Genomic DNA, 12,364 nt, shown 5'->3' with positions numbered 1-12,364 from the left:
GCAACACCATGGCACTTTTTGACGGTTTAAAACGCCAACTGCGTTCGGTCATCGAATGGGAAAATCCTAGTCCAAATGCGCTGTTCGAGCAATGGACCGATAACGGCGACGAAATCAAAAATGCCTCCAAGCTGATCGTAGGTCCCGGGCAGGGCTGCATCTTCGTCTATCAAGGCAAGGTGCAGGCCGTTTACGAAGACGAAGGCCTGGTCGATCTGAAAACCGACAACATCCCGTTTTGGACCACGATCAGCAAATTCATGCAGTTTTTCGAGAGCGAGCATAAGGTCGGGATCTATTTTTTCCGAAAGACCGTGATCCTCGACCAAAAATGGGGGACCACATCGGTCATCAAATACCTGGACCCGCTCTATAAATTTCCGGTCGGCCTGAAAGCGTTCGGTAATTATAGTTACCGGATCCACGAGCCCGGCAACTTTTTTGTGAATGTGGTCGGCAGCCAAAACAGTTTTTTGATTGACGACTTGAGACAGGTGATCGGCGCGCGGCTCGGCCAACCGCTGGGCGATTTTTTGGCGACCAGCCGCTTCGGCTATGTTGATATCGACGCGAACCGGGAAGAAATCGCGGCTGGAGTCCGCGAAAAATTGACTACTCTGTTCGCCGAACTCGGTTTCCAAATCACCGATTTTCGGATAGAAGGCACCGATTTCGATGAGGATACCTCAAGACGCATCAACCGGATCGCCGACATGACCGCCGAGGCGCAAGCCGCCAAGGAAGTCGGACTGGATTATGCGAAGATTCAGCAGCTCGAAGCGCTGCGCGAAGCGGCAAGGAACGAAGGCGGCGGCGCGGGAATGGGCATGGGACTGGGCGCCGGCATCAGCTTCGGCCAAAACATCGCGCAGGCGATGAACAGCAACAATGCAGCCGCCGGCCCCGTCGAAAAGCTCGCGCAACTGAAAAATATGCTCGACGCCGAATTAATCTCGGCTGAAGACTATGCGGCAAAAAAGCAGGCGATTCTGGATGCATTTTAACAAAAATGGCATTCGTCAGCGTTGAACAGCCGTCTCGCATCGGCGAGGCTGCACCGCAGCCTTGCCTCGCACCCCGCCGGTTTCAGTCGTTCATTTAACCGTTTTGGTAAATTCACAGCGCTGCTTAATCAGCGGTGATGTTTGCTGATTGCCAATGCCATGGGCAATCAGCGCAATCACCCGATCATCCTGACCGTAGCCCACATGCGCTTCCAGGGGATTGGCGACATCGGTGAGGCCAAAGGCATCCATCACTTTGGCGACATTGATATTCACATTGGTGATACTGGCGCATAATCTCGAATCCAGATATTTGTCGCTATAGCCGGGAGGTATGCCGTAACTTAACAGGTCATTGGGATCGCTGAAGGCGATGAGCGACGTTTCGCTGACCATACGCTTGTGATAATTAGTGCCTTTAGGATCACAATAACTGGCTTGCTGTCCAGCCACTTCCGGAAGCTCCCGGCCCATTTGCAGCATCGGCAGCTGGTTGGACAACATGAAAATGGGAATGCGCTTGTTCTGGAGCGCCGCCATGGATTTTTCCGTGGCCGCCACTTTTATAGTTGCCGTGGCATATTTTGATTGATTGGCCAGAAGATGCGCAATGCGCTGCATGCCGTCAATCACGATACGACTGCCCAGGCTATGAGAGATCACCACATAATCATCATTCGCGATATGGTCAATGGCGGAATCATCCAGGCCCAAACAAACATGTTCTCCGCTGCTGGGAAGCTCTTCCCAATCGCGGCTAGCCATCCAGCAAAATGACTGCGCGTAGGCCGCCAGAATCGCCTCTCTGCTTTGCCCCAAGTAAATAATCGGATCTGGGCCGGTATCATTGCTGAACCTTTTCAGCATGCTGTTGACCCTGGCCCGCCGGAAGTCATATTCTCCGGAATTATCGAAGTCAAGCAACGCTTTTTCTTGCCGGGTAATTTCGGACCAGGTGAGCTCATAAAACGTCAGCTCTTTGCCGTTTTCTTCGTTCAAAAGATGAGCGATACGCAAATTGCCAAGCTTCTTGCCAGGAACCAAAGGCGCAGCCAGTTCAATATTTTTCTGGCTTTCCGAACGCACACTCAAGTTTAACGCTTTGGCCAATTTCTCCAGGAATTCTGTGGTATAACCTGGAATGTGATCGCCGACGCCATGCACAAACAGCATCTTGGTTTTACCTTTACTCTTGACCAGATTCACATCGATGCCGGCAAAAGGTTTTCCCCAAACCTGGCACACTCGGGTATCTTCCTGTTCGGTTTTTTCCAGAATGGCTTCGGTCACGCCTTTACCAATGCCGGCGCACCCTGATAATAAAACGGCTATTGACAGAGATGACAGTAAGCATCCGGTTTTGATCGTGCAGCATTGAGTAAAAATATTCATGATATAGTTATCCCCGGTATTTTATAAAAGAGAATTACCTTATAGGCACACGGATACGCGTTGAAAAATCAGACGCCAGATCGGCAGCCTGAGCCCGGCTATTGATATGGGCCCGCTGCTGTAATTCGGAAAAAGGAATGCGTGAATCGAGCCTATGGAATTCGTACAGGTATTCCGGCAGGTAACCGCTCAGCAGAATTTTCCAGGAAAACGGCAGGTGTTCCGGATTGATCCTTGTATTAAGCCAGATCACCGTGGTGCAATTATCCAGCAAGGTATTGTAGAATTCCGGCTCGACATTCAACGCATTGATCTTTCTCATATACTCCAGAAACAGGCGCCTGGCGTTTTCAAGCGGCCCCTGTAATCGATAAAGATAAACCTGCTCCGGAGGGTCCTTACGATAGTTGGTACGCAGGCGTATCACATCGCGTTCATCGGCCACGATGTAGATCAATTCAAACTGACGGAAAAAACCTTTGATCGTCGAATAACCTTCATTCTGCTCTTTACGCGCTTCGATCGAAACGGCCAGATGTTCATTGCCGCCGAAACAGAAACTCAGAATCGTATGCGCAATGGCGGGGCCCATCCAATAAACCGCAATCAGGTCCATACCCTCCAGCCTGTTCAAGTCATAAGTTTTGGTGTAATAGGCAGGCTGATAATCAAACTCGCTCCGGTAGGCAAAATTGCGGATATTATGCACCGTGATTTTGTCGCCATTGAAAGTGGCATAGGCCAACTTGGCGACATCCGGTTGCCATAAGCGTTCATTGGAAGGGCGAATCAAAACCCACCACGTCAGAATGGACCCGAACAGAATCGCATAAGCCGGTAATACTCGCGGGCGCCAATGCGGAAATCCCAAACAGATCAACGTCGCCAACCCGCACAATAAAAACACTAATGCTACGGCAGTCTGGGCAATGCCGTTGCCGGAATCGCCAAAATAGACGGCAAAGGCTCCCCATAGGGTGGTTCCTAACAGGGTCAATCCCATCAATATCGTCTTGATCCACTTCCCCATACGATTCATTGTGTTAATTGATGCTTATCGAGATGCAAGATCTCCGGAAAACAGTTCTTACCAGCTTGAAAAAAATGACAAAGATCGGTTCAACCATTTCTCAATCTCTACGTCTATACTGAACATGCAGCACGACTAACTCATGCTCTCATGGTTTATTAAAATTGAATTACGCATTTTTTTCATGGTATATTACTTGCGATTACAATTCGCGGCTATTGGACTTTAGGCTTAGTTTATTTGAATCGAAACACAAAGTTCCTGGTCGAACTAATTGTTCAATGGACACAACAGAACACGTCCTTCTCAGGCTCCGTGTTTCGGCATGATGCTTTCATTGCAAAAAATGTGTTCATTCACCCATTGGATAATCTGGATGGCATTTCCGCTCCTAATTGCCTCGCTTAGGCATCCGGTCACCGGAATGAACTTCAATTCGGCGGTCTTTCGATGAGCTGGATTACAGTGCTATGGTCCATGCTGGCGTCGACTTCCCTGACCTTTGCACTGCTGCACCTATTCTTATGGGCTAAGGGCATCAAGCCGTGGGCGAATTTTTCTTTCGCTGTCGCCGCCGTCGCTGCCGCCGTCATCACCGGCATGGAATTGATGGCCATGCGCACGACTTCCATTGAACAAATGGCGTTCATTCTACGCTGGAGCCATCTTCCCATTCTGGTGCTTTGGGTGGCGATTGTGTGCTTCGTACGCTGTTATTTCGATGCCGGCCGCGCCTGGCTGGCCTGGACGGTGGTCGTTCTGCGCGTGCTGGCGCTAACCCTGAGTTTAACCACCGGACAGAACCTGTTTTTCGACGAAATCACCGGCCTCAAACAGATCACGGTTTGGGGCGATGAAACGGTCTCCCTCCCTCTGGGCTTGCTCAATCCCTGGTATTTCGTCGGCCCGCTCAGCGCCCTGGTTCTCGCGGCTTTTGTGGTGGATGCGGCATTCACCATGTGGCGCGGAGGGACGGACACGGGCCACCGCCGCGCCGTCATTTTCAGCGCCAGCATCACCATTTTCCTGCTCACAGCGGTCGGCCATACCGCGCTGGTGAACGCCGGAATTATCGACTCGCCCTATATAGGCGGCCTTTCCTTCATGCCGATTCTTCTCGCCATGTCTTATGAGCTGAGCTGCGATATGTTGCACTCGGCACAACTCTCTCAACGGTTGCAGGCCAGAGAAGCCGAATTGCGCATTAGCAAACAACGCATGAGACTGGCGGCGAGCGCCGCGGAACTGAGGCTGTGGGAGTGGGACATCGTGCATGATCACATTTGGAGCACGGATAAAACGCTTACCTTGTACGGCATCTCCGAGCCACAGAAAATCAGTTTCGGCAGCTTATTGAGCATCATTTATGACGAGGATCGCGAGCAAGTCAGGTTGGCAGTGGAAAAATCAATGATGGGGAACGGCAATTTTGAGAGCGAATACCGCCTTAAGATGCCGGATGGCCAGATTCACTGGTTTCACTCCCGCGGCCGCATCGAATTCAGCGATGATAATCAACCGCTGCGAATGCTCGGTGTTTCGATCGATATTACCCGGCGCAAACACGCGGAACTGGAGGTGCAACAGCAACGCAATGAGCTAACGCACCTTTCGCGAGTGACCCTGCTAGGCGAGCTATCCGGTTCGCTGGCGCATGAATTGAACCAGCCGCTAACGGCCATTCTCAGCAATGCCCAGGCCGTCCAGCGTTTCCTCTCTCGCGACGTCGTTGATCTTGCCGAGGTTCGTGACATTTTGAACGACATAGTCGCCGAGAACAGGCGCGCCGGCGATATCATCCACCGCTTGCGCCTACTGCTCAAGAGGTGCGAGATAGAACACCTGCCGGTCGATCTGAATAAGGTAGTACGCGATGTCCTGAAACTCCTACACAGCGATTTGGTGAATAACAATATTGCAGTGAGCGTTGACCTCGATCAGCAACTTACTGCCGTCATAGGCGATCGCGTGCAGCTCCAGCAAGTGTTGCTAAACCTGATCATGAATGCCTGTGAAGCGATGTCGTACACAGTAGCAGGCCAACGCCGACTATTTGTCCGCACCCAATTAACCTGCAATAATAGCGCCCAGGTATCCGTCGTCGATCAAGGTCCGGGAATTCCCACTGAAAATTTGGAAAATATCTTTGAACCGTTCTTCACGACCAAATTGCATGGCATGGGCTTGGGACTTCCTATTTGCCGGACCATCATCACCGCCCACGGCGGGCAACTCTGGGCCACCAACAAAAACGACAGAGGCGCGGTCTTTCATCTGACGCTGCCTTTATATTCTGGAGAGAACGCATGAACGAGCCCGCTCCGATCGTGTTTATGGTCGACGACGACCCTTCCGTATTGAAAGCTCTGGCGCTGCTACTGCGCGCGATGGAATTGAAAGTGATGACATTCGGTACGCCGTATCAGTTTCTTGAACAATACGAACCGGGAACCCACGGCTGTCTGGTGCTTGATTTTTCGATGCCCGATCTCAATGGACTCGAGTTGCAAAAGGAACTTGCCGCTCGAGGCATCGAATTACCGGTCATTTTTCTGACCGGGCGCGGCGATATTCCGGTGAGTGTCCAGGCGATGAAACAGGGCGCCGTCGATTTCCTGACCAAACCCGTGAACGGCCAAGACTTGGCCGCCGCCATCCATGCCGCCTTCGAAAAGGACCTTATGAGCCAGCAGGCTCGCGCCGAATGGGGTGAAATCCATCAGAAACTCGCGACGCTGACTCCGCGCGAGCGGGAAGTCATGGAACACGTTGTTGCCGGCAAGCTCAACAAGCAAATCGCCGCCGACCTCGGTACGGTCGAAAAAACGATCAAGGTCCACCGCGCTCATCTAATGACGAAACTCAAGGCCCGTTCATTGGCCGATCTGGTACGCCTGGCCGAACGCGCGGGAATTATGTCAAAAGCGCCGGGGCGAAATGACTATCAAACTTGAATAACCGGCGTTGTCAGCTACCAAAGCTCATTTTTAGCCAAGGGCTTGATGATGGTGAACGCATCCGAGAGGATTTTTATGGCCTTGGGAAGGTTCGCACTACTTTCTCGCACCACGTCGTAGGCGCCGAACACCGCCACCGAAAAGAACTGTTTAATCAAAGAGAAATGATGTTTGTTTAAGCCGGCCAGGATAGCAATCGATTCCTGCGCGTTGGCGCCGCCGCGCTGAAGGTATTTGAAAACAGCCGTTTTAAGCAAGTCATTCGACATCACCCCATATAGCGCGTTCGCAAGAATATTAAGATTAGCATTGGCCTTCTTCCTGTCCCTGTAATAAGCTTCGATTTTTTGATGAATCAAATCGGTATTATTGAAATCAGGCATCGCTAATAAATAGGCGCTCAATATCTGTATATCCGAGAATACCGCAGTCAATCCGCCGCCGGTTAACGGGTGGCGCATATTCAGCGCATCGCCCAACATCACCGCGCCTTTCCTGATGATCGGTTTAGCCGCCATATAATGATTGGGCATGACTTTAAATCCCTCTTCCTGCAAGGCCTGCTCATAGCTGCTGCGCATCCCTTCGGGAATATAAGGCGTAACGTTCGCATCCAAATGCGCTTGCAGAAGCGATTTTCTGGGGAGTTGTCCACCCGGAAAATCGATTAAAATCCTGACTTCAAAGCTCGAAATGGGATAGCAAATGAACGGCGTCGGTCCCGATAAAAACACATGGCCATGCTTCGGAAAAGGCATTTCACAATCTTTTAAAATCAACCCGATAAAGTAAGACGTCACGGTTTTTTCATTATTGCTGAGATGCTCTCTAAAATTTGAAAAGAACCCGTCGCTGGTAATGGTTAAGGGCGCATGAATGGTCTTTATCTCGGACGTGAGTGACTCCCTATAACTCACGCCGATTATTTCCTGCCGCTCATTTTCCAGCAGTTGCAATGCCTTGCCGTCTATTTGTTTAACCGATGCATTTTGCAGAGCCGAGGCTCTAATCCGCTGCAACAACCGGCCATTATGCAAACCCGTCCCTTTAAAGTGATCCGGATAGGGAACGGTTATTTTTTCATCACCTTTCAGCAGCGAATAACCTTCAACCGGCTGCGCATCAAAACCCTCCAGACACTGCCCGAGCCCCATTTGCATAAGCGACTGCACCGCTCCGGGTTGCAGCAATTCACCGACGATGCGCTTTTTTTCCTTAAAGCACTGATCGATTAACGCGATCTTGATGCCTTTGGGTGCGAGATAAGCGGCAATGGTGGCACCCGCCATGCCGGCGCCGATAATGCAGATGTCAAACTCTGGTTTCATACTAAGCCCCCTGGATACGAGTGCTTTAAACTGCGCTGCTTCATTGGTCATCCCTGAATAGTCCGTCTGTAGTATCGGTTCAACGCCCAGATAGGAAAAGCATTCCTGTAATTGGCATAGGTGATCATGCAGTTATAGTTAAAAACGCCGGAAATGCTTTCCTGCGGCCAATCGCCGATGCGGCTTTGTCTACTCAACAATACCTGGATGCCTGCTTCGATCACTTCCTTTTCGCCAAACTCAGCGGCCATCAGCGCCAGCAACGCCCATGCGGTATTAACCACTTGAGATGTCTCGGCCTCGGTGTAAACCAAGGTTGAACAGGATTTAAACGTTTCTCCCCAGCCGCCATCCGCTTTTTGTTTACCGACTAAAAAGGCGCAGGCTTTGCTGATGCTGGCCGCTAAGGCCGCATCGTCATAGTATCCCTTACCCTTGGCCTTGCTGAGCGCTTCCACGCCGAACCAAGTCGCATAGGTAAAACACACCGCCCAGCCGCCATACCAAGAACCGTCGGGCTTTTGTTGTTTAAGGATAAAATTGAGTCCTGCGCTGATCGCTTGGCGAATTTCGTTGCTTCTATAAGCGGGATCAGTTTCCTGAATTTCGAGTAACGAAATCACACAGGCCGCCGTACATTCGGTCCAGGAATAATCGATCATGATGTCGGCAAACACTTCAGAAGGATTGAGCTTTTCCAGCCACTTGGGCGCGCGCGTCAATTCATAGGTTGCCCAGCCGCCATCATCGTTCTGGTAAGAGAGTATAACATCAACGGCCTTTTTAATACGCGTCGCATCGATCGTCGGTCTGATCAGGCCAGAATGATGAACGGCTAACGCGGCGCTTAAGCCTTCCGCCGTGCAATCCGCAACCGGCCAGCCGTTTTCGGCGGTTGAAAAGGGCCAACTGCCGATCATCGGATGCCGGAAAAACTCGGCATGCGTCGAGTGCTCGCTTTGGATTTGCGAGAGTTCGATAAAGCGATAACTTTTTGCAATCGTCGCCGGAAACAATTTGCCGAGGTCACTCTCCAGCATAGCGCGGGTTGCAAAAGCGGTATCCCAAAGCTGCGAACCGTTGTAGCCACTCATTTTCATGCCGTCTTCGGCAACCCATAAATAATCATACCAGCGCGCCACATGCCGTTTAAATGGCTCGGAATCCTTGCCGCAAGCATGCCACATACAAATCGAATTAATCGCTTGATTGACGGGGCCTATGTTGATGTAGTGGGTTTGCTGATCTTCCGCATGGAGATACTTTAAAATATAGTCTATAGACTTTTTTCTCAACCAAGAGCATTTGAATTTCTCATAGTTATTGGTAAAAAAGTTCATCCACTTCAGCACCGGAGACGGCGTGGTATAGCAATCTTTTTCGCACACCGCATTGCGCTGCTTCGGCCAATCAATAGCGGCGAAATCTTCGTTATAAATTTCCTCTCTTAACGACAAAATCAGTTCATTTTCGGGCGCCTTAATCCGCTGCGCATAGCAATAGGCCATCGGCAGGTAAACCATGCGCGTGTGGCACCAATAGCGCCAGGGATGCACCGGCAGCCACTTCGGAAATAACCACATTTCCGGAAACAGGCTGTTAAAACCTTGCCAGTCATACAGATTCAAAACAGCCAGATAAAACTTCCCCCAAGAAGGAATGCCGGTTGCGCCGCCATGACTTTTGATCCAATTTCTGGCTTCGACCAGTTGCTGATGATTTTTATCCACTCCCAGAAGGCGCAATGACACATATTGCATCACGGTACCGAACATGGTCGATTCGCCTTCAATATGCATGCCCCAGCCGGCATCCTTATTTTGATGATTGAATAAATACAGCTTCATCATTTCCCGGTGCGCTTTGGGAAACGGCGTCTCGGCAAGATAGGAAGCGATCAGCAGGCCTGGCAACAGAAATAACGGGCCGCCGTAATCACCCGGCCAATGACCATCCTCACTTTGAAGCGTGGAAAAGTAATTGATGCCCTTGATCAGCGCCTCGATGACTGTTTGCTCTTCGGGGTTTTCTGCTTGCGGGATTTGTCCGGTAAACTCCTGGAACTTCGCGTTAATCGCTGCGTGCCGGTAGACCTTATCGGCAGAATTTGGGTTATTGAATTTGTCGAACTGAAAATCTTCGGCAAATTGTGCTATTTCTTCATCCGAGATGGCATCGGCATTTTGTAGATGCGTATCGATAGGGTTCGAACCGGACTTGAATGCCCAAATGTGCCGGCCCTTTTCTGTGAGCAGTTGCCAGTTTTTCCAAGCGGGTTTTACATGCAGCATAGATTATTATGATGTGCCTTTTAGCGGTGTTGAGCAACAGATGCGATCCTTTGTTAGAAGCGTATCATGCGTTTCGGAATCATTGATTAAACAGGGCAATACGTACCATGGCCAACAACCCTTTCAGTTTTTTGAATAATCCGGGCGGTTTGCGCAAACGCTGATGGCCGGGCAGTAACTGACCTTTAGCCAATTTGCCTATTTTTCTTTTGACGGCCGGGTCGAGTTTGCCGTCGGCGGCCAATTCAAAAAACAGGGCTTTCACATTGCCTAAATCAAAAAAATCACGTTGCCACTCCCATTTATAATTGCCGCCGTAACGAAACCACGAGCCGCCAATGCCTGCGACTTCATAATGTGTGCCATCCTCTCTTAGCGCAGGCGACACCTGGCGCCACAAGCCAATCACCTCCCCCTGTTTTTCATCGATTAAAATGCGGTGGTACGGATAGCGCCATTGTTCGAAGCCTTCCATTTGCACACCTAAAGCCCATTCTTCTATCTCCTTGCGGCTGCGCGCGACAAATTCTTCATTGGGTCCGATATTCCAGCGATATTCTGCGTCATCGGTATACATCGCCCCCAAATATTTAGGCCAGTTGCCTTCTTTTTCAGCGTCACGATTCGCCTGCAGCCAACGTTCAACCATTTCTTCCAATTCTGCTCTAGGATATGAGGCCATTCTTCGACTCTTTTGGGTTCTGATTCAGTTCAATTTTAATTGCCTTGCTTGGGCAATATTTTTCGGCTTGCCGGGCTTTCGTCAGTAAATCTAAAGGCGGATTATCTTGTAAAACGGTCACGTTGCCCGCATCGTCTACGTGAAAGAGTTCAGGCGCTTCAGTCATGCAGGTTGCGTGGCCTTGGCAAAGCTCCCTGTCGATTTTAATTTGAAAGCCAGGGCCAGTATGCGCGCCGGCTTGCGCGGCATTTCTCGCCGACTCGGCAGCGGCTTCTTTAACGGCCAAGCGTTTGATGTAACGAACACGACAGGGTGATACGGGTTGCACCACCATCTGGGTGAAATCATCCTGATAAGCGTCCTTGTCGTCGATCAGTTCAAAGGTATAGCGGCGCAACAAAATGCTGAAAATGGCTTTGAGTTGCAGCATCGCAAAAGCGTTGCCTGAACATTTATGTTTACCGCCGCCAAAGGCAATCCAGCTGAAAGGCTTGGCGTCTTCCTGGCGTGCTTCCGAATAGCGCTCAGGATCGAATTTTTCCGGGTCCGGGAAAACATCCGCGAGGCGATGCGATACGCGCGGCGAGGCGCAAACGTATTTTCCGGCCTTGACCGTATAGCCTTTGAAGTGAAAATCCTGCATCACTTTACGGATTAAAAAGATCAACGGCGGATGCAGACGCAAGACTTCTTTGATCACATTTTCGAGCAGCGGCGTTTCGCGTAACGATTGAAAGGTGACTTCGCCATCGACGCCGAAGTGTGTATCCAGTTCATTCAACACGCGCTGCATCTGTTCGGGCCGGCGCGCCAATTCCAGCAAGGTCCAGGCGGCCGTCCCTGCGGTGGTGTGATGGCCTGCGAAAATCGTACCGATCAGCATGCCGGTTATTTCATGGGCAGATAAGCGGCTGCCGTCGTCATAGCGGGCATCGATCAATAATTGAAACGCATCCTCACTCTTTTCCGGTTTCTGCGCCCTTTTGGCAATGATGCCGGTGACTAATTCTTGCAGCCTGGCGCGGGCTTTATCGCGGCGGCGAAAGACCGGCAATGGCAGGTAGGGAAAAACAAAAGCCAGAGGGTTCACGCCTTTTTCAAGATCGTGATAAATTTTCGCGAATTCTTCATTCAGTTCGTAACGGAACTCATCGCCGAGCAGACAGTGGCTGGACGTATAAATAGTCAGTTCTTTCATGAGCTCAAGCAAATCGATTTCGCCGGCATCGCCCCAGTCGGCAATCATTTGCTCAACTTCCCGGACGATCACTTGCGCGTAACCGCGCATCGGCTTATCGCGCAATACCGGCATCAGCATTTTAAGCTGCTGGTCTTTTTTATGCGGGGGCGCATCAAAAACCACGCCTTTGCCAAAAATAGGCGTCATGATTTTATACGCCTGGCTTTGATCCAGCTGAGCGTCGGGCGCGCGGAAAAAAGCTTCATTCGCTTCAGGGCCGGTCATCAGCACCATTTTTTGATGAAACATACGGAATTCACCGATCTCTCCCAGCGTCTTACGGAGTGTCATCATGTAGTCGAAAGGATTTTTACCGAATGCGAGCATGTGCCCTAAAAGCGGCAATGCACCTGGCATTTTCGGCGGCGCTTTGCTAGGCGAAACGTTTTTTTCGGTAGTCGTCGTATTCATAATTCGAGCTGGATAGGGGATTGCATTCA

9 protein-coding genes are annotated in these 12,364 nt (G+C 50.7%); 3 read left to right on the top strand and 6 right to left on the bottom strand.

Features of this window, described 5'->3' with window-relative positions; translation table 11 throughout:
* Window positions 1-8: 8 nt before the first annotated feature.
* Window positions 9-1,004, top strand: a complete 996-nt coding sequence (locus METLA_RS0104280) for an SPFH domain-containing protein (RefSeq protein WP_024297381.1) — start codon at window positions 9-11, stop codon at window positions 1,002-1,004.
* 90 nt (window positions 1,005-1,094) lie between these two features.
* Here the strand turns inward: METLA_RS0104280 and METLA_RS0104275 are convergent, their stop codons facing one another.
* Complete coding sequence (locus METLA_RS0104275) at window positions 1,095-2,396, bottom strand: hypothetical protein (protein WP_036281428.1); 1,302 nt, start codon at window positions 2,394-2,396, stop codon at window positions 1,095-1,097.
* Window positions 2,397-2,430: 34 nt separating this feature from the next.
* Window positions 2,431-3,435 (bottom strand): Lnb N-terminal periplasmic domain-containing protein, encoded by a 1,005-nt coding sequence (locus METLA_RS0104270; RefSeq protein WP_024297379.1) that lies wholly within the window; start codon window positions 3,433-3,435, stop codon window positions 2,431-2,433.
* Between the two features lie 441 nt (window positions 3,436-3,876).
* Here METLA_RS0104270 and METLA_RS20550 point away from each other — a divergent pair, with 441 nt between their 5' ends.
* Window positions 3,877-5,736: a PAS domain-containing sensor histidine kinase gene (locus METLA_RS20550; protein ID WP_036281424.1), complete on the top strand. Its 1,860-nt coding sequence runs from the start codon at window positions 3,877-3,879 to the stop codon at window positions 5,734-5,736.
* Window positions 5,733-6,380 (top strand): response regulator transcription factor, encoded by a 648-nt coding sequence (locus METLA_RS0104260; RefSeq protein ID WP_024297377.1) that lies wholly within the window; start codon window positions 5,733-5,735, stop codon window positions 6,378-6,380. The genes METLA_RS20550 and METLA_RS0104260 overlap by 4 nt, the downstream gene beginning before the upstream one ends.
* Before the next feature lie 17 nt (window positions 6,381-6,397).
* Here METLA_RS0104260 and METLA_RS0104255 read toward each other — a convergent pair whose 3' ends face one another.
* The 4 genes from METLA_RS0104255 to METLA_RS0104240 form a co-directional block, all read right to left on the bottom strand.
* Window positions 6,398-7,762: an FAD-dependent monooxygenase gene (locus tag METLA_RS0104255; protein ID WP_245598727.1), complete on the bottom strand. Its 1,365-nt coding sequence runs from the start codon at window positions 7,760-7,762 to the stop codon at window positions 6,398-6,400.
* Entirely contained in the window at window positions 7,759-10,002 is a 2,244-nt protein-coding gene (locus METLA_RS0104250; RefSeq protein WP_024297375.1) for a terpene cyclase/mutase family protein, read from the bottom strand. Before METLA_RS0104250 ends, METLA_RS0104255 begins: the two co-directional genes overlap by 4 nt.
* A 79-nt stretch (window positions 10,003-10,081) precedes the next feature.
* Window positions 10,082-10,651: a nuclear transport factor 2 family protein gene (locus tag METLA_RS0104245; RefSeq protein ID WP_245598845.1), complete on the bottom strand. Its 570-nt coding sequence runs from the start codon at window positions 10,649-10,651 to the stop codon at window positions 10,082-10,084.
* Window positions 10,652-10,667: 16 nt separating this feature from the next.
* Window positions 10,668-12,335 carry a cytochrome P450 gene (locus tag METLA_RS0104240; RefSeq protein WP_024297373.1) on the bottom strand — a complete coding sequence of 556 codons (1,668 nt, stop codon included), beginning with the start codon at window positions 12,333-12,335 and terminating at the stop codon, window positions 10,668-10,670.
* Window positions 12,336-12,364 lie beyond the last annotated feature (29 nt).

It is taken from the genome of Methylomicrobium lacus LW14 (assembly GCF_000527095.1).
GTDB classification, from domain to species: Bacteria; Pseudomonadota; Gammaproteobacteria; order Methylococcales; family Methylomonadaceae; genus Methylomicrobium; species Methylomicrobium lacus.
Note: the sequence above shows the minus strand (reverse complement) of the source record. Positions and strands in the feature narration are given on the sequence as shown.